General features: G+C 33.4%; 15 protein-coding genes. 9 read left to right on the top strand and 6 right to left on the bottom strand.

All coding sequences use genetic code 11. From position 1 onward, the window contains the following. Positions 1-99: 99 nt before the first annotated feature. Positions 100-1,101, bottom strand: coding sequence for an AAA family ATPase (locus WA340_RS06110; RefSeq protein ID WP_027879681.1), 1,002 nt, complete (start codon positions 1,099-1,101; stop codon positions 100-102). Positions 1,102-1,269: 168 nt separating this feature from the next. Between WA340_RS06110 and WA340_RS06105 the strand changes: the two genes are divergently transcribed. Continuing rightward, the gene (locus WA340_RS06105) at positions 1,270-2,136 is read left to right on the top strand and encodes an aldo/keto reductase (protein ID WP_336127916.1); all 867 of its coding nucleotides are present in this window, start codon (positions 1,270-1,272) and stop codon (positions 2,134-2,136) included. Here WA340_RS06105 and WA340_RS06100 read toward each other — a convergent pair whose 3' ends face one another. Further along, entirely contained in the window at positions 2,137-2,958 is an 822-nt protein-coding gene (locus tag WA340_RS06100) for a DUF4382 domain-containing protein (protein WP_336127914.1), read from the bottom strand. 76 nt (positions 2,959-3,034) lie between these two features. On the opposite strand from WA340_RS06100, the gene WA340_RS06095 reads away from it, so the two are divergent. The 3 genes from WA340_RS06095 to WA340_RS06085 are packed head-to-tail and all read left to right on the top strand — an operon-like array spanning position 3,035 to position 5,582. Next, on the top strand, positions 3,035-3,784 hold the full coding sequence (locus WA340_RS06095) for an SDR family NAD(P)-dependent oxidoreductase (protein WP_336127912.1): 750 nt from the start codon (positions 3,035-3,037) through the stop codon (positions 3,782-3,784). A 3-nt stretch (positions 3,785-3,787) separates the two neighbouring features. Then, positions 3,788-4,417 carry an HD domain-containing protein gene (locus tag WA340_RS06090; protein WP_336127910.1) on the top strand — a complete coding sequence of 210 codons (630 nt, stop codon included), beginning with the start codon at positions 3,788-3,790 and terminating at the stop codon, positions 4,415-4,417. 34 nt (positions 4,418-4,451) lie between these two features. Further along, positions 4,452-5,582 (top strand): ATP-binding protein, encoded by a 1,131-nt coding sequence (locus tag WA340_RS06085; protein WP_336127908.1) that lies wholly within the window; start codon positions 4,452-4,454, stop codon positions 5,580-5,582. A 196-nt stretch (positions 5,583-5,778) separates the two neighbouring features. Here WA340_RS06085 and WA340_RS06080 read toward each other — a convergent pair whose 3' ends face one another. The 3 genes from WA340_RS06080 to amaB form a co-directional block, all read right to left on the bottom strand. After that, a complete protein-coding gene (locus WA340_RS06080; RefSeq protein WP_336127906.1) occupies positions 5,779-6,330 on the bottom strand; it encodes a hypothetical protein in 552 nt (183 codons plus the stop codon). A gap of 12 nt (positions 6,331-6,342) precedes the next feature. Further along, positions 6,343-7,257 (bottom strand): OmpA family protein, encoded by a 915-nt coding sequence (locus WA340_RS06075; RefSeq protein ID WP_336127905.1) that lies wholly within the window; start codon positions 7,255-7,257, stop codon positions 6,343-6,345. Between the two features lie 190 nt (positions 7,258-7,447). Continuing rightward, positions 7,448-9,001, bottom strand: coding sequence for an L-piperidine-6-carboxylate dehydrogenase (gene amaB / locus WA340_RS06070; RefSeq protein ID WP_027879688.1), 1,554 nt, complete (start codon positions 8,999-9,001; stop codon positions 7,448-7,450). 116 nt (positions 9,002-9,117) lie between these two features. Here amaB and WA340_RS06065 point away from each other — a divergent pair, with 116 nt between their 5' ends. The 3 genes from WA340_RS06065 (at position 9,118) to WA340_RS06055 (ending at position 16,506) form a co-directional block, all read left to right on the top strand. Further along, a complete protein-coding gene (locus tag WA340_RS06065; protein WP_336127903.1) occupies positions 9,118-10,185 on the top strand; it encodes an isoaspartyl peptidase/L-asparaginase family protein in 1,068 nt (355 codons plus the stop codon). A 106-nt stretch (positions 10,186-10,291) separates the two neighbouring features. Further along, on the top strand, positions 10,292-15,868 hold the full coding sequence (locus WA340_RS06060) for an alpha-2-macroglobulin family protein (protein ID WP_336127901.1): 5,577 nt from the start codon (positions 10,292-10,294) through the stop codon (positions 15,866-15,868). Between the two features lie 161 nt (positions 15,869-16,029). Next, positions 16,030-16,506 carry a hypothetical protein gene (locus tag WA340_RS06055; protein WP_336127899.1) on the top strand — a complete coding sequence of 159 codons (477 nt, stop codon included), beginning with the start codon at positions 16,030-16,032 and terminating at the stop codon, positions 16,504-16,506. 6 nt (positions 16,507-16,512) lie between these two features. On the opposite strand, the gene WA340_RS06050 is transcribed toward WA340_RS06055, so the two are convergent. Next, positions 16,513-18,384 carry a T9SS type B sorting domain-containing protein gene (locus WA340_RS06050; RefSeq protein ID WP_336127897.1) on the bottom strand — a complete coding sequence of 624 codons (1,872 nt, stop codon included), beginning with the start codon at positions 18,382-18,384 and terminating at the stop codon, positions 16,513-16,515. 88 nt (positions 18,385-18,472) lie between these two features. Between WA340_RS06050 and pbpC the strand changes: the two genes are divergently transcribed. Together pbpC and WA340_RS06040 are read left to right on the top strand one after the other, a co-directional pair. Then, complete coding sequence (gene pbpC / locus WA340_RS06045) at positions 18,473-20,824, top strand: penicillin-binding protein 1C (protein WP_336127895.1); 2,352 nt, start codon at positions 18,473-18,475, stop codon at positions 20,822-20,824. A 182-nt stretch (positions 20,825-21,006) separates the two neighbouring features. Then, positions 21,007-26,313, top strand: a 5,307-nt coding sequence (locus tag WA340_RS06040) for a choice-of-anchor L domain-containing protein (RefSeq protein ID WP_336127893.1), incomplete at its 3' end; no start/stop codon positions are given.

Below are 26,313 nucleotides of genomic sequence, written 5' to 3'. Positions count from 1 at the left end.
GTGTTCAGTGTGCAGTTTGCAGTGCTAAATAGTATTTAGTTAAAAGAATTCGGTAAATTAAACTTTACTGAAGACTGTTGACTAAATAATGCCAACTGATTAAGGTACTTCAATTTCGTTTACAATCTTGTTTACGATATCTTCTGCAGTTACATTTTCTGCTTCAGCTTCGTAAGTAATTCCGATACGGTGACGTAATACATCTTGTACAACAGCACGTACATCTTCAGGAATTACATAACCACGACGCTTAATAAATGCGTAACATTTTGCTGCAGTAGCTAAGTTAATACTACCACGTGGCGACGCACCAAAAGAGATTAATGGTTTTAAATCGTCTAGTCTATATTGTTCTGGATAACGTGTAGCGAAGATAATGTCTAGAATGTATTTTTCAATCTTTTCATCCATATACACTTCTCTTACCGCTTGTTGTGCTCTTATAATTTGCTCTGTAGTCACTACTGGATTTACTTTATCCCAAGCTCCTTTTAAATTAGCACGCATGATTAGCTGCTCTTCGGCTTGTTTTGGATAATCTATAATCGTTTTTAGCATAAAACGGTCTACTTGCGCTTCTGGTAAAGGATATGTTCCTTCTTGTTCTACTGGGTTTTGAGTTGCCATTACTAAAAATGGCTTATCTAATTTAAAAGTCTCGTCACCAATAGTTACCTGCTTTTCTTGCATAGCTTCTAATAAAGCCGATTGTACTTTTGCTGGCGCACGGTTAATCTCATCAGCTAACACAAAATTAGCAAAGATTGGACCTTTTTTTATAGTAAAGTCGTTTTCCTTTATATTATAAATTAATGTACCAATAACGTCTGCTGGTAGTAAATCTGGTGTAAATTGTATCCTACTAAAACTAGCATCTATTGCTTGTGACAACGTATTAATAGCTAATGTTTTTGCTAGACCTGGCACACCTTCTAGTAAAATATGTCCTTGTCCTAATAATCCAATTAGTAAACGCTCGACCATGTGTTTTTGTCCAACAATTACTTTATTCATCTCTAGCATAAGTAAGTCTACAAATGCGCTTTCCTTTTCAATTTTTGCATTTATTGATGCAATATCAACAGTACTAGTATCTTCCATTATAAATTAGTTTTTTAGGAATTTGAAACTCTAATAATTTCAAGCTCTGCAAATTGTAATTTTTTTTCAATTACCGATGTTAAGAATTGGTTAAAAGTTCTTAATTTATAAGACTTTTAAGAGTAATTTTACATTATTAGCACAAATATAAAAACTAAAGTATATAGTATGAATTTTTCTAAAATTACAGCAGGGACAATGACATGGGGACAATGGGGAAAAAAACTGTCTAAACAAGAAATGATAGATTTGATGCATCATTGTTTAGAAAATAACATACATACATTTGATCACGCTGATATATATGGAGACTACAGCACAGAAGCAGATTTTGGTAACGCTTTCGCGGAAAGTGGTATTAAAAGAAGTCAAATAGAGTTAATAAGCAAATGCGGTATACAGTATATTGGTAAGTCTAGACCAGACTTAAAAGTAAAACACTATAATTACACAAAAGAATATATCGTTTGGTCTGCCGAAAATAGCTTAAAACATCTAAAAACAGATTATTTAGATCTGTTATTATTGCATAGACCAAGTCCATTATTACAACCAGAAGTTGTTGCTGAAGCAGTATCAACATTAAAAAAAGAAGGAAAAATAAAGTCATTTGGTGTTTCTAATTTTACACCTAGTCAAACCGATTTATTAAATAAATACGTTGGTGTGGAGGTTAATCAAATAGAGTTTTCTTTAACGCAACATACAGCAATGCATGATGGTACCTTAGACCACATGATGCTAAACAATATACAACCAATGTCTTGGTCACCATTAGGTTACGTATTTAAAGAAGATACAGAGCAAACAAGACGTATACACAAGCAATTAGGTGCTTTATTAGATAAATATAATGCTACCGAAGATCAATTATTATTAGCTTGGATACTAAAACATCCTTCAAACATTATTCCTGTAGTTGGTACTACAACAAAACAACGCTTAAAAGATGCTTATGCTGCTACTAAAATTAATTTAGAACTGGAAGATTGGTTCTTAATATTAGTAGCTTGTCAAGGTCATAAAGTACCTTAATTATTCAAATAAAATTGAATCTAAAGTTACTGTTTGTCCTGCTTCCACAGCTACGTCTGTAAACACTATATCTGCTAACCCTAAAGAAGTTTCTACTGAAAGTGTTACAGTATAATTACCTTCTGGTAATGCTGCAAGTACAAAATTACCTGTTTCGTTAGCGTATGTTGTAAAAGTATCTACACCGTTATTAGCTTCAATCATTACTTGAGAACCTAAAGTATCAAAATCTGTTACTAAACCAGAAATTACTCCAGTTTCAGCTTCAATACTTGCATTAATCACAGGTGTTAAATTAATATTGCTTACATCTGGTGCAAATACAATAGATTGATTAGCGTCAAAGTCTAAAACAAATGTGTAATTATAATTAGGCTCTAAAGTTGTATTTACATTAATTTTTAATCCCGATTGTTGTGCACTTGGCGTATTTAAATCATAGGTTGTACCATCTATAACAACGGTATTGTTTTCACCTAAAATCAATCTAATTTGATTTAAAGTTCCTGATGGCACTTCATAATCATTTGCTAGTTCTAAACTAACACCTCCTGTTAATTCTAATAAGTCTACTACACCTGTATTTTCGGCTCCTAAACTTACCCAACCAGCGTCACTATTAACATCTCCATTTACCTTTACCATGACATCTTGCACATCTACATAAACGTGTTCAAAATCTCCTGGTGCATCGACCATTTTAATAGAAATTTGTGATGTTTGCTCTGTTGCAGGCGAATCTGAATCGTCGTCACTACAACTTCCTAAGAAAATTGATAAAAAAGTAATTGAAATTAGTTTAAAAATTTTTAAAGTCTTCATATCTTGAGGTTTTTATTTATAAGTGATTACGCAATCAATTGTAACATAGATTATTCTTTAACTTTAATTTAGCATAATGGTTAAAACTGCGTTAATAACAGGAGCAACAAGCGGCATAGGAAGAGCTACAGCACACCAATTTGCCAAACATGGCATCAATCTTATACTTTGCGGAAGACGTCAAGAGCGATTAGATACCATTAAAAAAGCCTTATCAAAACAAACTAACGTACATACACTTAATTTTGATGTTAGTGATAAAGTTGCCGTTTTTGACGCAATAAATTCTTTACCAGAAACATTTAAAACCATAGATATTTTAATTAATAATGCAGGAAATGCACATGGATTAGATCCTATACAAAGCGGAAATTTAGAAGATTGGGATAAAATGATGGACATTAACGTTAAAGGTTTGCTTTACGTAAGCAAAGCCATTATCCCAAATATGACCGAGCGTAAAAGCGGACACATTATTAACATTGGCTCTTCGGCAGGAAAAGAAGTCTACCCTAACGGTAATGTTTACTGCGGAAGCAAACATGCAGTTGTTGCCATTACCGAAGGTATGCGTATTGACCTTAACCCTTTTGGGATTAAAGTTACAGCTATAAATCCTGGGTTGGTAGAAACCGAATTCTCTAAAGTACGTTTTAAAGGAGATGCCAAAGCAGATACGGTTTATACTGGTTACAAAGCGTTACAAGCAGATGATGTAGCCGAAGTTATTTATTTTGCTGTATCACGTCCTGCACATGTTAACCTTGCAGACGTATTAATGTTTTGTACTGCACAAGCTAGTAGTACTATTGTGAAAAAAGAGTAACCTATGATAGATTGGTTGAAAAATGAATGGATTGCTTTAGCTTCAAATTATTCTAGTGATAAAGATTTAATCTATAACTATTGGGAAGACATTAAATCTCAGTATTCAAAAAAATCAAGATATTATCATAATCTAGAACATATTCATAATATGCTAGTTCAACTTGAAACTATTAAAAATGAAATAGCTAATCTTCCAGAAATCAAATTTGCAATTTGGTATCACGATATTATCTACAAATCAACCAAAAAAGACAACGAAGAAAAAAGCGCAGCATTTGCTAAAAACAGACTTAAATCATTTAATTTCAGTTTAAACTCAATTAAAAAAGTTGAAGAACTAATCCTTTCAACTAAAAAACATAACGTAATTTTAAATCAAAATCAAGATAATGCTTACCTATTAGATTTAGATTTATCGATTCTTGGATCTAATTGGGAAACTTATAAAAATTATACTCAACAAATTAGAAAAGAGTATAAAATATATCCTGATTTTATGTACAAATCTGGTCGAAAAAAAGTGCTTCAACACTTTTTAGAACGAGACACTTTATACTTTACAAAAACTTATAAAATACAATTTGAAAATAAGGCTAGAGAGAATATAAAAAGAGAATTAGAAACACTTTAAAAAGTTTCCTTAACAATTCAGTAATGACAGACATATGATCAATAAACGTCTTTTAATTAAAAACTTACTAGCTCATAACGATGAGAACAGTTTTTATGACAAAAAACGAAAGATTGATATTGGCCAAAAGGAAGGAAAAGCTAAATTTTTAAAACACGTCTGTGCACTTTCAAACTCTAACCCAAAAAATAATTCTTATATCGTCATTGGCGTAGAAGACGAAGATAATAAAATAGTAGGCGTAGATTTTTTTGACGATTCTAAAATTCAGAATTTAATAAATGCCTATTTAACCAATCCGCCAATTGTACAATATGAAAATATTCCTTTTCCGCATCTACCAGATCATAAAGTAGTTGGCCTAGTAACTATTAGACCAAGTACAGGTATTACATCTTTAAGAAAAAACATCTGGAAATACTATGGTGGCTCTGTGTTTTTTAGAGAAGGTAGCATTAGTATGCCTAAGGTTTTTGACATAGAGATTAAAGATGTTAATTCAGAAATTGTAGCTTCTATCGAGAAACATGCTCAAAATAATATTCAGCATATTTTAGATGGCGTTATGGATTTTATGCAGAAAAGACAGGATTACAACCCAAAATATATTGTTTTTAAAGAATATTTTATTGTGTGTTGGTCAGGTATTAAAAAAACCGTTAAAGACGAAACATTTTACTCTAGAGTTGATATAGAACTGGTTAACGAGCAAGTACGATTGTTTTATTCAACTTTAGATGAAGTTGCTATAAAATATGATGAAAATTCGTTTTCAATTTTAGATTATGTAAAGCTAGGTATTCAAGACCATTATAAATATTACCCTTTAGAAGAAACTGTTATTAGTTTTAATGATAATGCAAATTATAATATAGATTCTACCCTGGTTTTCAATCCACCACAGTACGACAAAAAAGTATTACATCACATTTACAATGCTAATAATTCTGTTTTAGAAAAACTTAAAAAAGGAATTTCTTTAAATAAAGTAGAATTACAAGATCTAAACAACCTACCAGAAACGTATCTTATATGTTATTTAAATTTATTTCATGAAGCCATAGATAAACTTCATGAAGCAAAGCCTTATTTAAAAAAGCATCCCAAAGTGTATCAAAAATATAAAGATGCTATTAGAATTTTAAGAAAGGTAAAATACAGTTAGCGGTTAATCTAGATAATTGTTAGAAATAAATTTAAAACTGTCTATAAATTAGTTAATTAAACAATGTTTTAATGTATTAATTAACATTTAAAAAAATCTTAGTTCTCCCGATAAAGTTTCGGCATTGAATTAAGGTTTACATAAAAAACCACTTTCTAATAGAAAGTGGTTTTACTTTTTAAAACTTTATTGTTTCTTATTTACCTCCATCTAATTGATCTTGCCAATCTTTAAGTTTTTGCCATTCGCCTTTAGCAGCCATTTCTGCTTGTTTTGGCCAAGTACCTGGCTTATGTATTTCAAAACGTTTTCCGCCAGACTTTAAAACTTCTTTACATTTTTCTATTGTACAATTGGCTAAATCTGCCCAAGTTGTAACGTTATGATTATGGAACAATTCTTTTATTTTTGGCCCAATACCTTCAACAACAGTTAGATCATTTTCTTTTATTTTTTTTCCTAAAGCTGCTTTAGCTGCATCTGCATTAAAAACAACAGCTTCAATACCTGATGCTTTGGGAGCAATAGTATTTGCTAATCCAGAAGAATGAGACACTTCTTTACTTGACATACAAGCTGCTAAATCTGTTTCTAATTTAGAAATTCGGTTTTTATAAATATCAATATTTTCATTATTATCATTACTTCTGTTTAGTAGTTTACCTAATAAGTATCCTAAAATTGCACAAATTAATCCTACCAAAGTAGGAATTAACCAACACGGTATGCTAATTAATAATATTCTCATGGTTTTATTTTTTTAGTTAATGGTTATTACAACTCGTCTGTTTTCTGCTCTACCTTCTTCAGTAGTGTTATCTGCAATAGGTTGATCTGGACCTAAAGAAGTACTTGATATTTTACTTGAAGAAATACCGTTATCTATTAAATAGTTTTTAGCAAAATCTGCTCTTTCTTGCCCAACTTTTATATTAGTATCTCTGCTACCTTGATTATCTGTATGTCCGGTTACCGTAATACTTGCACCATCTACTTTATATACATAATCAACCATATCTGCCACTTTTTGTCGTTGTTCTTTAGTTAGAACAATATTAGTTTGAGCTGTTTCAAAATGAAGTATTAACGGATTAGCTTTAATACTTTTAGCTAAATCTTTTAAAGCTTCATCTTGATCAGAGTTTCTTTCTTTAAATGCGGAGATTTTAAAGCTTACACCTCCGTTTATAGTATCATTTTCTCGATTTAAATCGTTATCTAAAACACCATATGTATTTATATTTTTAAAATTTACACCTTTTGAAGCCATAAGATTTTTTATCACGTTAGCACGTGCTAACCCAATGGTAGGAAATGCCGAGTTATTAATCTCTACAGACTTGTAAAAACCTTTAACATCAAGTGATTTTTCAGGATGATTATTTAAATAAGTTGCTATTTGATCTAAACCTTGATTTAATTCGGGTGAAATTGGCTCGATAAAATGGTAATCTGAAAATTTGAAACTAAAATTGTCTTTAATTTCTAAATTAAAATCTCCATCTGGATCATTAAGTGTAATTGGTTTGATAGTTACTTCTGGTGCTACGGACACATCTTTTTGGTTATTCTCAATATTACCGGTGCAATATTGACAACAAAAAAACCAGTACAAGACTGTACCGATTATGATGGTAAGTAAAATACCAAGAAGGTGTCTAGATTTTTTACTCATAATGGTTAGTTTTTAATATTATGAGTATTAAGTTATTAAAAAATCGTGATTTTTTAACTGTTTGATTATTAATTATTTGAATTAAACACAAATAATCGATAAAAAACTAAAATTTTAGGTTAAATTTTATGAAAATAAAAAAGCCACATCTTTTTTGATGTGGCTTAACTTCCGCGAAAGCGAAATAATATTATAAGTCAAACTTAATACCTTGCGCTAAAGGTAACTGGTCTGAGTAGTTTACCGTGTTGGTTTGTCTACGCATGTAAACCTTCCAAGCATCAGATCCAGACTCACGTCCGCCACCAGTTTCTTTTTCGCCTCCAAAAGCACCTCCAATTTCAGCACCAGAAGTACCAATGTTTACGTTGGCAATACCGCAGTCACTTCCTGCAAAGGATAAGAATTTTTCTGCTTCTTTCATTTCGTTAGTCATAATTGCAGAAGATAATCCTTGCGCAACTCCGTTTTGCATTTCGATTGCATTTTCTACATCGCCAGAATATTTCATTAAATATAAAATTGGTGCAAAAGTTTCGGTTTGTACAATTTCAAAATCATTTTCAGCTTCAATAATCGCTGGTTTTACATAACAACCAGACTCGTAACCTTCTCCTTCTAAAACACCACCTTCAACTAGTACATTTCCACCTTCAGCTTTAGCTTTTTCTATAGCAGATAAATACGTGTTTACAGAGTCTTTATCGATTAATGGTCCAATGTGGTTTTTCTCGTCTAATGGATTACCAATAGTTAACTGCTTGTAGGCACCAACTATAGCGTCTCTTACTTTATCGTAAACAGACTCGTGTATAATTAAACGACGTGTACTTGTACAACGTTGTCCGCAAGTACCAACAGCACCAAATACTGCACCAGGCACAACTACTTTTAAATCTGCAGTAGGTGTAATAATTATAGCGTTGTTTCCTCCTAATTCTAATAAAGATTTACCAAAACGCTCGGCTACTGTTTTACCAACAATACGTCCCATACGTGTAGATCCTGTTGCAGAGATTAACGGAATTCTATGATCTGTTGTCATAAATTCTCCTACTTTGTAATCTCCGTTTATAATACAAGAAATACCTTCTGGTAAGTTGTTTTCTTTTAATACCTCAGCAATAATATTTTGACAAGCTACTGCACAAAGTGGTGCTTTTTCTGAAGCTTTCCAAACACAAACATCACCACAAACCCATGCTAATGCTGTGTTCCAAGACCAAACTGCAACTGGAAAGTTAAATGCTGAAATAATACCAACAATACCCAAAGAGTGCCACTGCTCTCTCATAACGTGACCTGGTCTTTCCGAAGGAATAGTTTGCCCGTTTAATTGTCTTGATAAACCTACTGCAAAATCGCAGATGTCTATCATTTCTTGTACTTCTCCGTAACCTTCTTGTAAAGATTTACCCATTTCGTAAGATACTAGCTTACCTAATGGTTCTTTTAATTCTCTTAAACGATTACCAAACTGTCTTACTATTTCACCTCTTTGCGGTGCTGGCATTGCTCTAAACTCTAAAAAGGCATCTTGAGCTGTTTTTATAACTTTATCGTAGTCTTCTCTTGTTGTAGTAGAAACTTTACCAATTAATTGTCCATCTGTTGGAGAGTAAGATGAAATTAACTCACCACTTCCAAAGCTATCAGAGCCTGTAGAAGTACCATCATTAACGTCTTTAATACCTAATTGTTTTAAAGCTTCTTTTATTCCGAAATCGGTAGCAATTGCTTCCATAAATGTTTCTTTTTTACGAATTATTTAATTTTTAGCGAATATACTAATATTTCATTGGTTATTTAGCATAAAAACCGTTTAAAAATTGCTAATTTTAATGCTATAATTTTTATCTAATGAAGACTTTACTAAAATCTATTCTATCACTTTTATTTCTATTAAACCTAAGCTGCAATTCTACAGAAAAATCAAAAAATGTACAATCAGACATAGTTAGCAAAACTACCAATACTCAAGTAAATGAGTTTGCAATAGTTATTCATGGTGGCGCAGGCACTATTTTAAAAAAGAATATGACTAAACAGAATGAAGCAGCCTACAAAGCAAAATTAGAAGAAGCCGTAATGGTTGGTTACAACATTTTAAAAGAAGGAGGCAGCAGTCTTGATGCTGTACAAAAAACAATAAATATATTAGAGGATTCTCCTTTATTTAACGCAGGTAAAGGTGCTGTTTTTACAAATGAAGAAACTATTGAGCTTGATGCTTCAATTATGGATGGAAAAACCTTAAATGCTGGTGCATGTGCTGCTATTACAAACGTTAAAAATCCTATTAATTTAGCTAGACAAATCATGGATGTTTCTCCACATGTAATGATGACAGGTCAAGGTGCAGAAAAGTATGCAAAAGAACAACAACTTGAAATTGTAGACCCTAATTACTTTAAAACAGAAAAACGACTTAAAAGTTTAAAAAGAATTAAAGAGAAAGAAACTAATAAAGAAAAGCAAATAGCTTTTTATGACGCTGAAATAAAAAATTCAAAATTTGGAACCGTTGGTTGTGTAGCTCTTGATAAAAACGGAAATTTAGCTGCTGGCACATCTACTGGAGGAATGACTAATAAAAGATTTGGTCGGGTTGGTGATGTACCAATAATTGGAGCTGGTACTTATGCAAACAATACTACTTGCGCTGTTTCTGGAACTGGATGGGGAGAGTTTTTTATTCGTGCAACAGTTGCTCATGATATATCTGCATTAGTAGAATATAAAGGTTTAAGCCTAAAAGATGCTGCAAAAGAAGTAATTCAGAAAAAGGTACCTGATCTTGGTGGAAACGGTGGTATTATTGCTATTGATAAATACGGAAACATTGTTATGGACTCTAACACTGCTGGCATGTATAGAGCTTCTGTTAATGACAAAGGAGAAGTTTATGTTGGTATCTACAATCAATAATTTATCTTTTTTTTAACATCTCATACAAACTAAATCATAAAATGTTAACGTAATTTATTTAACACTATTTCTCTTGATAAACATTCATCTACAAACCTATTAATCAATGCAGTTAAAATCTTTCTACACCATTTTATTAGTTTTTTTCATAACATTTTCATGTAAAGAAAAAACACCTAAAACAGACAATCTTTTTAAATATAGAGACTATATTAGTTACACAACTGCTGGTAGAGTATCTGTTGCAGATCATATTAATGTTAGTCTTGCAAAAACTGTAGCCGGTTGGGAAGCTGATAAAGAATTAGACAAAAGTCTTTTTAAAATTAAACCTTTTGTAGAAGGACAACTTAAAGTTGTAAATGACCACGCGTTTACTTTTATTCCTGACGAAAACTTATCGCCAGACACAGAATATACCGTTTCTGTAAAACTAAAAGATCTTTATAACGATTTACCAGATGGTTTTGACACTTATGATTTTAGCTTTAAAACTATTACACCAAATTTTATTATTGAAACCAACAACCTACAATCTTACACCAAAGAATTACAGTATTTAAATGGCGCGTTAAAATTAGCAGATATCACTACTATTGATAAAGCAAAGCTACTGGTTGAAGCCAGTCAAGATGGAAAAAAATTAAATATTGTTTGGGATGAAAAACTGCTTCCTTCAAAATATTTTGAATTTAAAATTGATAGTATTACAAGAAAAATTGATGATGCAGATATCTTAGTAAAATGGAACGGAAAGCCAATAAATGCAGACAATTCTGGAGAGAACAAAGTAACTATTCCTGGTATTAACAACTTTAAAATTGTTGGTGTAGAAGTGTTTCAATTACCAGAGCAATTTTTATCTATTAATTTTTCAGACCCAATAAAAAAACAACAAAATTTTGATGGTTTAGTAACTATTCAAAATGCTAAAAACCCAAAATTTATTGTAGATGGTAATGTACTTAAAGTGTATCCGCAATCCAAAATGTCAGGTAATTTAAAAATTGATGTATTTCAAGGTATAAAAAACACATATGGATACAAATTAAAAACACCTTACAGTCAAACTATTGCTTTTGAAGATATAAAACCACAAGTAAAACTGGTAAATAGCGGTGTGTTTTTACCAAATTCTAAAGAATTAAAATTCAACTTTAAAGCAGTAAATTTAAAAGCTGTAGACCTTAGAGTCATCAAAATTTTTGAAGATAACGTACTTCAATTTCTTCAAGACAATGAACTGTATAGCAACAATAATAGAGCCATTAGACGTGTAGGAAGACGCATTGCAAAACACACCATTAACCTAATTGAAAACCCTTTAGATAACGACGGAAAATGGAAAACCTACAGCGTAGATCTTTCAAAATATATTAAAGCAGATCCTGGCGCTATTTATAGAGTTGAAATTGACTTTAAAAAAGCCTATTCACTTTACGACTGTAATACCACAGCTTCTAGTAGTAATGATGACGAAGATGAAGATTATTACTATGAAGACGATTACTATTACGACGATTATTACAACGATAATTATAACCAAACCAACACCGAAGACGAAGACCTTAAAGAAGAAGAGTATTGGGATAATCTAACCTATAGCTATCGCAACGATAACTACAACTGGAGAGAACGCAACAATCCTTGCCACGAATCGTACTATAATTCTAACCGTGTTATTGCTCAAAATTTAATTAGCTCTAACCTTGGTACTATTGTTAAAAAAGGAGCTAATAACAACTATTTATTTGCAGTAAGCAATATCTTAAATACTAATCCAGAAGCAGGAGCAACTATAGCATTATATAATTTTCAACAACAAAAGATAGTTAGTTCAACCACTAACAGTAATGGTTTTGCAACTATAAGCGCTAATAAGCACGCTGCTTTTGCAACTGTAACAAAAGGCTACAACACTACTTATGTAAAACTTAACGATGGTAACTCTTTATCTTTAAGTAAATTTGATGTTTCTGGTACTACGCTACAACGTGGTTTAAAAGGTTACATCTACGGAGAACGTGGTGTTTGGCGACCTGGAGATACGATTCATTTATCATTTATGCTTAATGATGCGGCAAATAAACTACCTAAAGGTCATCCTGTAAAACTTGAAATTACAGATCCTAACGGAAAATTAGCCTTTAAAAAAGTAAAAAGCAACGGATTAAACAATGTTTACACCTTTACTGTTCCTACAGCTACCGAAGACAAAACTGGTAATTGGAATGCAAAAGTAACCGTTGGTGGCGCTAATTTTTATAAAGGGTTAAAAGTTGAAACCGTTAAACCTAACCGTCTAAAAATTAAGATAGATTTTAATGACGAAATCCTAAAAAGCAATTCTAATTTAAAAGGAAAATTAGCCGTTAACTGGTTACATGGCGCTCCAGCAAAAAATTTAAAAGCAGAGGTAAAAGCAAAGTTTTCTAATTCGTATTCAGGATTTAAAAACTATCCAGATTACAAATTTAGAGATCCTGCAAAATCTTTCAATACCGAAGAAACAACCATTTTTGAAGGCAATTTAGATGCCGATGGTTTAGCTAACATTACCAAAAACTTATCTATTGGTAAAGGCGCACCAGGTATGTTAAATGCACAATTTTTAGTTAGAGCTTTTGAAAATGGTGGCGATTTCTCTATGGATGCATTCACAATGCCTTACGCACCTTACAACTCGTTTGTTGGTTTAAAATCACCAGAACCAAAACGTTACGGTTCTTATGAAACGGATGCTAATAACAACTTCGATTTAGTCGTTGTAGATGATCAAGGTAATGCTATACAACGTAATGGTTTAGAAGTAAAAGTTTATAAAATTGAATGGCGTTGGTGGTGGAATTCTTCAGAAGATAATCTATCAAAATACACCTCAAGTTCGTTTTACAAACCATTTTTAGAAAGCAAATTAAACACCAATTCTAAAGGAAAAACGTCTTTTAATATTAATGTCCCTGATGAAGAAGGTGGTCGTTATTACATCACAATCAAAGATCCTGTTTCTGGACATTCTACAGGTCAAACGGCTTATTTCTATAAAAATTGGTGGAAACGTCAACCATCAAACGACAAGGAAGCTGCAAGTATGCTTGTGTTTTCTGCAGATAAAGAAAATTACAATGTTGGCGAAACTGCAAAAATCACTTTCCCGTCTGGTACTTCTGGTCGCGCGTTAATTAGTATAGAAAATGGCTCTGAAGTTATAGAACATAGATGGGTTAAAACGGAAACTGGAGAAACAACAGTAGATATTCCTATTACAAAACAAATGGCGCCAAACGTATTTGTAAACATATCGTTACTGCAACCGCATGCCTCTACTGCTAACGATTTACCGTTGCGTTTGTATGGTGTAATCCCAATAATGGTAGAAGATCCAAACACTATTTTACATCCAGAAATTAAAATGGCAAGTGTCTTAAAACCAAAAGAAGATTACACGGTATTTGTTTCAGAAAAAAACAACAAACCAATGACGTACACACTTGCTGTTGTAGAAGAAGGTTTGCTGGATTTAACCCGATTTAAAACTCCAAACGCTTGGGATGCATTTTATGCTCGCGAAGCTTTAGGCGTAAAAACTTGGGATATGTTTGATGATGTTATTGGCGCTTACAGCGGTAGTATTGATCAAGTCTTTGCAATTGGTGGAGATGGCAATGCAGCAGCAGGAAAAAACAAAAAAGCCAACCGTTTTAAACCTGTTGTTACCTTTTTAGGTCCATTTAAGTTAGAAGCTGGAGACCGCAAATCGCACACCATAAAAATGCCAAATTATATTGGTGCAGTAAGAACTATGGTTGTGGCTAGTCATGTAGAAAATGAAGCTTACGGTAATGCCGAAAAATCGGTACAAGTTAAACAACCTTTAATGGTATTAGCATCATTACCACGTAAGTTAAGTCCTGACGAAAAAGTAACACTTCCGGTAACTGTTTTTGCTATGGAACCTAAGGTGAAAAACGTATCACTTAAATTGAAATTAAGCAACGGAATTTCAGTAGTTGGCGAGTCTTCAAAATCTTTAAGTTTTGAAAAACCAGATGAAAAAATGGAATATTTTGAACTGGACGTTAGCAAAGCAAAAGGTATCAATACAATTGAAGTTGTAGCATCTGGAAATGGCGAAACTTCAACTTACAAAGTTGAAATTGATGTTGAAAATGTTAATCCAATATCTACTAAAAGTTACAACGAATCTTTAACAGCTAACAACAGTAAAACTATAGATTTTTCAACCTTTGGTGTTACAGGTACAAACAGCGCAACGGTTGAGTTTTCTACATTACCTCCAATGGACTTTACACGTCGTTTAGAATATTTAATTAGATATCCTCATGGTTGCGTAGAGCAGACAACATCTAGCGTATTCCCGCAATTATTTTTGACAGATATTTTTGATTTACCTCAAGATCAACAATTAAAAATTCAGGATAATATTAAAAACGGTATTAAGCGTCTTGGTCACTTCCAAAGACCAAATGGCGGTCTGAGTTATTGGATTGGAGAAAATAACGCTAACGATTGGGGAACAAGTTACGCTGGACATTTTATGATTGAAGCCGAAAAGAAAGGTTTTGTATTGCCACTAACTTTTAAAAGCAATTGGATAAAATATCAAAAAGAAGCAGCGCAAAACTGGAGACCTAGTTACAGTAACTACAACTCAGATTTAGCACAAGCTTACAGATTATATACATTGGCACTAGCTGATAGTCCTGATTTAGCAGCAATGAACCGCTTACGCGAATTTTCAGAATTATCTAACGAAGCCAAATGGCGTCTTGCAGCAGCTTATGCTTTAGCAGGTCAAACCGAAGCTAGTAACGCAGTTGCTAAAACTGCTAATATCGAGTTTCAACCTGTAAAACATAATTATTACACTTATGGATCTGTAGACAGAAATCGTGCTATGGCGCTAGAAACTATGGTTATTACTAAAGACAAACGCCTTAAAGATTTAGCCGAAACTATTGCTAAAGAATTGTCTAGTCAACGTTGGATGAGTACACAAACTACAGCATACAGTTTACTTGCAATGGGTAAAATGGTTATTGCTAATGGCGGAAAAGGCATAAAAATTAACTACAGTATTAATGGTAAATCTGAAACCGTAAATAGTAATAATGCATTAGCACAACGTGATTTGAAAATCAAAGATGGCGCTAACCAAATTAGCATTAAAAACAACTACGACAATTTAGTTTATATACGCCTATTAACTTCTGGTAAATTACCTTTAGGCGAAGAGTTAACCGAGCAAAGAGGCTTAACTGCAAACGTTGTCTTTAAAAACTTAAAAGGTGATAAAATAGACATTTCAAAACTTAAACAAGGTGAAGATTTTGTTGCAACAGTACAAATTACTAATGCTAAAAACTATAGCGTTAATGATGTGGCATTAACGCAAATTTTCCCTTCTGGTTGGGAAATTGTAAACACACGTTTTACAGATTTTGGGAACAATACCACAAGTCAAGCCCGTTTTACAGATATTAGAGACGACCGTGTTAATTTCTATTTTGATTTAAAACAAAAAGAAACCAAAACCTTTAACGTTATGCTTAATGCATCTTACTTAGGCTCTTATTATTTACCAGGAATACAAGCAGAAGCCATGTATGATAACGAGTTTTTTGTTAGAAATAAAGGACAATGGATTGAAGTTGAGAAATAACAAATAAGCGTCAGTTTGAGTGATTTTGAGTGGTTACTGAGCGTAGTCGAAGTAAAACGAAAAAATGTATCGAGAACTAAATTTAAATTCTTGTTTTCGATACAAATTTTCACTCTTTTCAATCGTAAAAATTCACTCAAACTGACGAATTTTATTAAACCATGAAAAAACTATTCATAGAAAAACAAAAATTTACACAATGGTGGCTTTGGCTAATCTTATTTAGTATTGGTGTTTTACCTGTTGTTGGTATTTACAAACAACTTTATTTAGGAGAACCTATGGGAGATAAACCTATGTCTGATGAAGGGCTTATTGTATTTTCTGTTTTTGTTTTTGCGTTAATTACTTTTTTCTGGATGATACAATTACGAACCGAAATCACGCAACAAGACATTAAAGTACACTTCTTCCCGTTAACCAAAAGAGCTGTAAAATGGTCTGAAGTTGAAAAAGCACAAATTGTAAATTATGGTTTTGTTGGCGGTTGGGGAATTAGATTATGGACCAATTACGGAACAGTTTACAACATTAAAGGAAAAATGGGTTTAGCTTTAGAGCTTAAAAACGGAAAAAAGTTTTTAATCGGTTCTCAAAAAATTGACGAACTAAAAGCCTTTTTAGATAGTTTAGATTAAATTATTTTATCGTTTCAATGTAAAATGCCCAACACGACGTTGTCCATTAATAGTAATAACGTACCAATAATCTGAAGTTGGTAATGGTTGTTTCCTAAACATTCCATCCCAAGAGATTGGTTTGTTCTTTCTATAAAAAAGTAATTTACCGTAACGGTCAAAAATTTGCACTTCAGAGGACGCATAAAATTCTATATCTTTTAATCGCCAAGTATCATGGTAAGTATCATTATTTGGCGTGAAAAATTTTGGTACTATAAAATGAATAAAAGTTTGAGTATCTATGCCGCAATCACTATTTTCTCTAACGTAAACGGTATATCTTCCTCCTTCAAGGTTTTCAAAAACTGGCGTGTTTTGATAATTAATTCCGTCGACAGAATAAGAGAAATTACCTTGGTTTTCGGTAGTAATTATTAAGTCATTATTTTCAGTAAAAACTTCAGCAATTATAGGCGCATCTAATTGTGTTACTTCAATTGTTTTTGTCACAGTACAACCATCAAGATTTGTGACGTCTACAGTATAAATACCTTCGGTTGAAACTGTAATACTTTCGGTTGTTTCACCTGTATTCCAAAGGTAACTCATGTTATTGATGTTTGCACTTATTTCAACACTTTCATCTTGACAGAAAAAGACTGCTTCATCAAAAACTTGTGGCGATTGGGAATAAGTAAGTGTTACTGCTGTTCTGCTATTTGAAATACAATTTCCGTTAATTGAAATGGCTTCAGCATAATAAACACCTTCATTTTCGGGCAAAAAGCTGGTATTATTTTCTTCAAGCAAATTTCCTCCAGAAACAGCATCGTACCAATTTACTGTTACATCTGTTGGTACAGTAACTTCTAAAGGTTGATTTTCGTTTTCGCAAATTGTGATATCTCCGTTACTAACAGGTGCTAATGGCGTTGGTACTATCGTGATAGAAAATTCATCCGAAATCACATTACACAAAGCATTAGCTAGATTTATAGCATCTTCGGCTACTTTAACACGGTATAAGGATGTTGTGTTAACATTGATGTTTAAATTTTGATTGGTTTCACCTACAATTTCTGTCCAATTTATACCATCTGTAGAGGTTTCCCATTGGTAAGCATAGGAATTAAATATTGTGCCGTCAGGATTAGCTTGTAAGTTTAAATTGTAAGGTGCTTGTGTTTCGCAAATAAAAACATCACTTTCATTACTTGTGTCTTCTATGGTTACATTATCTCCACATGATTTAAAAACTATATCATCAATTGCAAGATCGTTACCACAACCACCTGCGCCATTATTTCTCATTTTTAAAATCACTTCGGTTTGCGCTGGTAATGTTTGAAAAACTAATCCATACTGCTCCCAATTTGGTGTGGATTGTGCGTCAATTTCTCCAGTGTCACCACTTGCAAGAAGTGTAGTATCGGTATCGTCCCAAATTTCAAACCTTACGTTTATTGGGATGTTATTTCCTCCACAACCCGTACTTCTTGAAAGGTTTATTAAGAATGCCGAAAACTCATAAGATGTATTCTCGCAAAGTCCTGTAATTGTTGTTCTGTAAAATTCGCCAGCAGTAAAATCTGCATTTACAATTAAGCATTTCCCATTACTATCACCTTCTGTATGATCTGATACATCGTGCCAATCAAAAAACGCAGTTGAACTTGAAACTGTATAAAACCCATCATTTGGTGTCGCAGAGGAAAAGGTGTAAGTTGTTGTACCTGCTGGTAAAGGTGTTTGTGTTGTACCTGCCCCAAAGGTTTCTGTGAAGATTGGGTCACCAGAATTTCCGTTACAAAAACCTAACTGAGCATATCCATCTTCAAAAGAAAATAGAACAATAAAAATTATAATTATTTTAAGAAGTAACTTATCTTTTTTCACGTTTTAAAGATAAATATTAATTAGTCATTTTTAATGTTAAATGCTTAAATTCACTTTTTAAAACTTTGTTACAAACTATAATTTTTTAATGCAAAGACTGTTAGCCTACTTTAAAAACAATAAAAAGAAAACAATTGTATTATTTTTACTGGTTGTGGCTTACTATTTTTGTTTACCCAAACACCTTTTTAAAGACCCAACTGCAACGGTTATTACAAGTAATAAAAATGAGTTATTAGGTGCTATAATTGCAGATGATGGCCAATGGCGTTTTCCTGAAAATGATTCGGTTCCTGATAAATTTAAAACTTGTATCATAGCTTTTGAAGACGAATACTTTTACAATCATCCTGGTTTTAATCCAATTTCAATTTTTAAAGCTTTAAAAGAAAATATAAATTCTGGTGAAATTAAACGAGGCGGAAGTACCATTACACAACAAGTTATACGCTTATCGCGAAAAGGAAAACGACGTACTTACTGGGAAAAATTTAAAGAAATTATCTTAGCAACGCGGCTAGAATTAAGATACGATAAAGATGAAATTTTAGCATTGTACGCCAGTCATGCGCCTTTTGGCGGAAATGTTGTTGGCTTAGATGCAGCTTCATGGCGATATTTTAATAGAAATTCTGAAGATTTATCTTGGGCAGAAAGTGCAACATTAGCAGTCTTACCAAATGCACCAAGTTTGATATATCCTGGTAAAAACCAATTACAACTATTAAACAAACGTAATAGATTACTAAAAAAACTTTTAGATAATCAAACTATTGATAGTCTAACTTACAGACTATCAATATCCGAAGGATTACCACAAAAACCCTATCCTTTACCACAAATTGCGCCACATTTACTGCAAACCATTTCAAAAAACAACAAAGGACAACGCATTAAAACTAGTGTTAACAAGAGACTTCAGCAGCAAACTAACACTATTGTTTTTAATCATTATAATACCTTAAAACAAAACGAAATTTATAATATTTCGGTACTCGTTTTAGATGTAAAAACCAGAAAAGTTTTAACATATGTAGGTAATGCTCCAACCGATAAAAATCATCAAAACAGTGTAGATATTATAAACAAACCACGTAGCACAGGTAGTATTTTAAAGCCATTTTTATATGCTGCAATGCTAGACGCTGGAGATATTTTACCAAATACTTTAGTTGCAGATGTACCAACACAATTTGGCGATTATTCACCAGAAAATTTCAATAAAGAGTTTGATGGTGCTGTACCTGCAAAACAAGCTTTATCAAGATCATTAAACGTTCCTGCTGTTAGAATGTTACAAGATTTTGGCTTGGACAGATTTCATTATTATTTAAAAAATCTTCATCTTAAAGATATTAGATTTAATGCTAACCACTACGGGTTATCTTTAGTGCTTGGCGGAGCAGAAAGTAACCTTTGGGATTTATGTAAAAGTTATGCTGCGTTTTCTTCAACCATTAATCATTTTAATGAAACATCAAGCGAATATTTTAACAACGAATTTTGTGAGCCTACTTTCTACGAAGACGAAAAAATAGATTTTGGTAAAAAATCCAACGAAAAAACACTTTTTGACGCCGCTTCTATCTACTTAACTTATGAAAGTTTAAAAGAAGTAAATAGACCTGAAGGCGATGATAATTGGGAGTTTTTTGATAATTCTAAACAAATTGCTTGGAAAACAGGTACCAGTTATGGCTTTAGAGATGCATGGGCAATAGGCACAACCAAAGATTATGTTGTTGGTGTTTGGGTTGGTAATGCAGATGGAGAAGGAAGACCTGGCTTAGTTGGTGTACAAACAGCTGCACCAATACTTTTTGATGTGTTTGATTTATTACCTAATAGTCAATGGTTTCAAAAACCTTTTGATGAAATGGAAAAGGTAAAGATATGCTTAACTAGTGGTTACAGAGCTTCTGTAAATTGTAATAATGTAGATGAAAAATATATACAAAAAAGTGGCTTAAAGACAGAAGCTTGCCCTTATCACAAATTAATACACTTAGATAAAACTGAGAGTTTTCAAGTAAATTCTTCTTGCGAAAATATAACCGAAATTAAAAACACATCTTGGTTTGTTTTACCTCCTTTAATGGCTTACTACTACAAAGACAAACATCCATTTTACAAACCCTTACCTGCTTTTAGAGAGGATTGCATTAATTCTAAAAAAGAAACAATGGAATTTATCTATCCTAAAGATATCAAAAAGATTTTTCTACCTAAAGATTTCAATGAAAAAACTAACGATCTGATTTTAAAAGTTACACACTCTAAACCAAACACAAAATTATATTGGTATTTAGACCATATTTTTTTAGGTGAAACAACTACAATTCATAATTTGGCAATCCAGCCAAAAGAAGGCAAATATACAATTACAGTCACTGACGAATTCGGCAACGAAATCAAAAAAAACATAGAAATTTCCCATTAAAAAAGCTAAAACACAGAAAATTAAATACTACTTTTAACAAAACACTAACATTTCAACGAAAAAAAAAGCATTATATCTATCTGAATTTAGATAGTCTCATAAAAAAATATACCTTTAAGATTCCAAATGAAATTTTGGGATGTTTATCACATAAATTAAACTAACACAATCATTTCATACTTATGAAAAAAACTACTCTCCTAATTTTACTATTATTTAGTATAATTGCACAAGCTCAGGTAATTAATCAGCCAGCAAACTGGCCCAATACCAATTGGATTGTAACAGGAACTTACAATACAGATCCTACAGCTTTTGAAGCAGACCCTACAACAACAGCAAACTTTGCATTTGATGATGATGATGCAGGTAGTGGTAGCACAGATGCCATACAAGCAGAATCACCAGTAATTGATTTAACAGCAGCATTTAGTGCAGGTGAAACTTGGTTATTTGTAGACACAGATTATGTTTTCGACTGGATTAGTTCAGACGCTATAGGAGTTGAATATTGGGATGCAGATGCTGGAACTTGGAATCCTTGGGGAGCTCCAATTCAAGCAGATTCACCAACTCCACCAACAGACAGTTTCTGTTCAGGTACTTCAGTGCCGTACACTTCAGACCAATTAAATATTGCTGGTTTTACAGCAACTCAATTATCTGGCTTTAAATACCGCCTTTTTTATGATGACGGAGGAATTTGGGGATGGGGAATGTGTTTTAGTTCTCCAACACTATATTCTCAAATGCCACCACCTTGTCCTGATATTACAAGCTTATCGGCTGTAACTACAGGAGATACCACTGCAGATATAACATGGTTAACAGGCGGATCAGAGACTGAATGGCAAATTTGGATACAACCAGCAGGAACAGGAGAACCAACAACAGATGGTGTTGTAACTTCAACTAATGATCCATATCAGGCAACAGGTTTAACACCAAGTACAGCATACGAAGTATACGTAAGAGCAAATTGTAACGCAGACGGATTTAGCAACTGGGTAGGACCAGTAAACTTCACAACGTTTAACACACCACCACCAGCACCAGTAGGTGTAACATGTTCTAGTGGAACATCAACCTTTATTTTTACAGAAGATTTTGGAAATGATACAAACTATGTACCAACAGGTTGGACAGGAACAACCTTTGCAGATAGTAATGGTAATTGGGATATTACAACTCCAAATGGTAACTCAGGTGGAACAGGACCAAACATTTCATGGGATGGTAATGCAGGAACACATTTAGAATATGAGGCGTCAGGAGATGCAACAGCTATCGCTTCAGCAATCACACCTGCAATCGATTTATCAACAGCAGTAGATGGTGCAGAGTTATCTTTTTATATGCATGCATTTGGAGACGATATTGGAACCTTAAATGTTGGAGTATCTACTTCTGCAACAGGACCATTTACAACAGAATATACTTGGGTTGGTGATTACCAGTCTACAGCAGATGAAGCCTGGGTGCCAATAGGAATCAATTTAGATGCCTATTTAGGTCAAGTCATTTACATTGAGTTTAGCTACGGAGGAGCTGGAACAGGATTTGAAGGTGATATGTCTATTGATCAAGTAAGAGTAGAAACTTGTGGTAACTTTTGTGTAGCTCCAACAGGATTAGCTGTAGCGAATGTTACAGATACTACAGCAGATATTTCTTGGACAGCTAACAATGGTGAAACTGCTTGGGAAGTAGTTGTGCAACCAGCAGGAACAGGCGTACCAACAGGAGCAGGAACAGCTGTAACAACAAACCCATATACTGCAACATTATTAAACTCGAGTACTGCTTATGAAGCATACGTATTAGCAGATTGTGGTAACGGTACAAGTGTTTGGGCAGGACCAATAAACTTTACAACATTAAATACACCACCACCACCACCAGTAGGTGTAACATGTTCTTCTGGAGGATCTACTTTTGTGTTTACAGAAACTTTTGGAGCAACTTCAGGTACAGCACCAGCAGGATGGACAGGAACAGGTTTTGATGGTTCTAACGGAAATTGGCGTATTACAGAAGAAAACGGAAATTCATTTGGAACGGGACCAAACGTAACATGGGATGGTAATGCAGGAGCGCACTTAGAATATGAGGCATCTGGTAGTGCTTCAGATATAGCCTCAGCTATTTCACCAGCAATAGATTTAACACCAGCGGTAGATGGCGCAGAGTTATCATTTTATATGCATGCATTTGGTGGTGATATAGGAACTTTAAATGTAGGTGTGTCTACATCTCCAACGGGTCCATTTACAACAGAATATACTTGGATAGGAGACTACCAAACAGACGCTACAGAAGCATGGGTACCAATAGGTATAAACTTAGATGCTTATTTAGGACAAGTAATTTATGTAGAATTTAGTTACGGAGGTGCAGGAACAGGATTTGAAGGTGATATTGCTATTGACCAAATACAAGTAGAAACTTGTGGAACGTTCTGTATTGCACCAACAAACTTAATAGCTTCGAATATTACAGCAACTTCAGCAGATATTTCTTGGACACCAAGTGGACCAGAAACACAATGGAACTATATAGTACAACCAGCAGGAACAGGAACACCAACCTCAGGAACAACAGTTGGAACAACAACAGTTTCAGAATCAGCACTAACACCTCAAACAGATTATGAAGTATATGTACAAGCAATCTGTGGAGCAGATACTAGTGTATGGGCAGGACCTTATTTCTTCACTACACCAGTACAAACCAATTTTGTTTTAGATTGTGTTAATGGTGGACCACAAACACTAACTTATTGTTATGAAAATAATGATACTAATGTATTCACATTTACAAGTGCAGACGGTACAACACCATTAAACATAACGTTTAATGCTGGTCAAGTAGAACAAAACTTTGATGAACTAGTAGTTTTAGACTCTGACGGAACAACAGATTTAAATGCAGCTACACCTTATGGTAATGGAGGTGACGTTAGTGGCATCCAATATCAATCTACCGGTTCTTCAATTTCATTTCAGGTACAGTCTGATGGGATTTTCGATTGTGGATCACAAGGTTACACATCTATTGATGTAACGGTAAGTTGTGCTACTTGTATTTATCAAACAGTAGACTTTACGACAATTACAGATTGTTCAAATGGTAATAATCAGTTTTTTGTTGATGTTAACGTGACTGATGCTGGAGACTCTAACTCTCTAACAATAACAGACAACCAAGGTAGTACTCCTATTGTGGTTTCTGGTACAGGTACAACTCAAGTTGGTCCTTATCCTTTAGATACTGATGTTATTGTAACTGTTGCGAATACGGATGATAATAATTGTGTTGTAACAAGTTCAACATTAAATGTACCTGTTTGTCCACCTGCAAATGACGAGTGTTCAAACGCAATAGTTGTAACACCTAACCCTGACGAAAATTGTACAAATATAACAAGTGCATCGCTTTACGGAGCTACAACTTCTTCACAAGTTAACACTTGTCCAGGCACAGCTAATGATGATGTTTGGTTCCAGTTTACAGCTACAGCTACAGATCATGGTATAGATATCACTAACATTGTTGGAGATACTACAAACTTAAACCACGGATTATTTGAAGGTACAGATTGTAATAACCTTACTAATCTATATTGTGAAACAGGCAACTCTAGTATTGCTAATGGATTAACTATAGATACCACTTATTACATAAGAATTTATACGGATAGTGATATAGCTTTTCAAGATGTGAGTTTTGATTTATGTGTATTTACAATTCCGCCACCAATAACAACAAATGACACTCAATACACAGTACCTGAGTTAGTTACAGATGTTTTAGTTAATTCACCTTGTGCTATTGTAAATAATGTTACTTGGTCTTCTGGTGCTGATTTTGGAACAGATAATGGTATAGGATATTTTGATGGAAATGGATCTTCATTCCCTTTCCAAAGCGGAATCGTTTTAAGTACAGGAAATGTAAATGATGTACCTGGTCCTGAAACAGGAACTCAAAGTGGCGGCGGATTTGGATGGCCAGGAGATGCAGATTTAGAGGCTGTTATTAATGAAGGTACTACAAATAATGCATCTGTATTAGAATTTGATTTTACTCCTTTAATTGATCAAATGTCATTTAACTTTATCTTCGCTTCAGAAGAATATGGATCTTTCCAATGTAGTTTTTCTGATGCATTTGTTTTCTTATTAACCGATTTAACTACTGGAGTAACTACTAATTTAGCTGTAGTACCTGGTACAACTACACCAGTCTCTGTATTAACTATTAGAGATAACGCGTATAATGGTGGTTGTGCATCATCTAATCCTGCTCTTTTCGATTTTTATTCTGATGTTTTTGATTATCCTGGAGTAGGCTCTAACCCGATTGCAAGTCCGATTGACTTTAGAGGAAGAACTGTTCCTTTAACAGCATCTTCTACAGTTATCCCTAATAATCCTTATCATATTAAATTAGTAATTGCTGATGATGGTGATACTGCTTATGATTCTGCAGTATTCTTAGAAGCAAGTAGTTTTGATATTGGTACAATAGATTTAGGTAATGACATTTTAATAAGTAATGGTACTGCTTCTTGTGAAGGTGATGATGTTGTATTAGATTTAGGTATTGCTCCTCCAACCAACGCAACAATTACTTGGTACACTGTAGCAAACGGAATTACAGAGCCAATTCCTGGAGAAAACGGAACATCTTTAACAGTAACAGAAGGCGGAGTTTACCAAGTTGATATCACTTTTGCTGGTGTTAGTGCTGCGTGTTTCTATTCTGATGATATTGTAGTTGAATTTTTCCCTAACCCTGAAGTAGAAGTAGGTGACATTCCAACTATTACAGCTTGTGATACTGACAACACAGGAATAACAACCTTTGATTTAACTGAAAACGAATCTATTATTTTAGGTACTCAAACAGATATTACTGTTGATTATTATGAGACAGAACAAGATGCAATAGATCAAACTAATATTATTACAAACCCTACAAGTTATACTTCTGGACCAGCAGTGATTTTTGTTAGATTAACTAATGATATTACTGGATGTTATAAAGTTGAAACTTTTAATATTGATTTAGCTCCAAAACCTGTATTAGGAACACCTGAAGACATATTAGGATGTGATAATAATGACGACGGTATAGCAGATTATGACTTAACAGTAAACGAAACCTTGTTAGCAAATGGTCAAGAAGGGTTAACTTTTAGCTACTATTTAGACCAAACAGATGCAGATACAAGTACAAATGCAATAACAAACATTACCAATTATGCATCAAGCGCTACGACAATTTACGTAAGAGCTGAAAATGCAGATGGTTGTTTTGAAACAACTACATTTGACTTATTCTTTGGTATTCAACCAGAAACAATTTTTGACACCGATGTAGTTTATGAGGTATGTCCAAATGCTACAACACCTATAACAGTAACAGCGATACCGGATAATTACACATCTAACGAGGTAAGTATTGTATGGTATGACCAAAATGAT

The sequence above is a fragment of the Mesoflavibacter sp. CH_XMU1422-2 genome, assembly GCF_037029245.1.
Classification (GTDB): domain Bacteria; phylum Bacteroidota; class Bacteroidia; order Flavobacteriales; family Flavobacteriaceae; genus Mesoflavibacter; species Mesoflavibacter zeaxanthinifaciens.
This window is presented reverse-complemented; position numbering and strand designations above follow the sequence as displayed.

What these genes read in the sequence shown, in the direction of transcription:
- WA340_RS06110 (WP_027879681.1), bottom strand. Translation starts at nt 1,101, where the DNA reads ATGGAAGATACTAGTACTGTTGATATTGCATCAATAAATGCAAAAATT.
- WA340_RS06105 (WP_336127916.1), top strand. Translation starts at nt 1,270, where the DNA reads ATGAATTTTTCTAAAATTACAGCAGGGACAATGACATGGGGACAATGG.
- WA340_RS06100 (WP_336127914.1), bottom strand. Translation starts at nt 2,958, where the DNA reads ATGAAGACTTTAAAAATTTTTAAACTAATTTCAATTACTTTTTTATCA.
- WA340_RS06095 (WP_336127912.1), top strand. Translation starts at nt 3,035, where the DNA reads ATGGTTAAAACTGCGTTAATAACAGGAGCAACAAGCGGCATAGGAAGA.
- WA340_RS06090 (WP_336127910.1), top strand. Translation starts at nt 3,788, where the DNA reads ATGATAGATTGGTTGAAAAATGAATGGATTGCTTTAGCTTCAAATTAT.
- WA340_RS06085 (WP_336127908.1), top strand. Translation starts at nt 4,452, where the DNA reads ATGATCAATAAACGTCTTTTAATTAAAAACTTACTAGCTCATAACGAT.
- WA340_RS06080 (WP_336127906.1), bottom strand. Translation starts at nt 6,330, where the DNA reads ATGAGAATATTATTAATTAGCATACCGTGTTGGTTAATTCCTACTTTG.
- WA340_RS06075 (WP_336127905.1), bottom strand. Translation starts at nt 7,257, where the DNA reads ATGAGTAAAAAATCTAGACACCTTCTTGGTATTTTACTTACCATCATA.
- amaB (WP_027879688.1), bottom strand. Translation starts at nt 9,001, where the DNA reads ATGGAAGCAATTGCTACCGATTTCGGAATAAAAGAAGCTTTAAAACAA.
- WA340_RS06065 (WP_336127903.1), top strand. Translation starts at nt 9,118, where the DNA reads ATGAAGACTTTACTAAAATCTATTCTATCACTTTTATTTCTATTAAAC.
- WA340_RS06060 (WP_336127901.1), top strand. Translation starts at nt 10,292, where the DNA reads ATGCAGTTAAAATCTTTCTACACCATTTTATTAGTTTTTTTCATAACA.
- WA340_RS06055 (WP_336127899.1), top strand. Translation starts at nt 16,030, where the DNA reads ATGAAAAAACTATTCATAGAAAAACAAAAATTTACACAATGGTGGCTT.
- pbpC (WP_336127895.1), top strand. Translation starts at nt 18,473, where the DNA reads ATGCAAAGACTGTTAGCCTACTTTAAAAACAATAAAAAGAAAACAATT.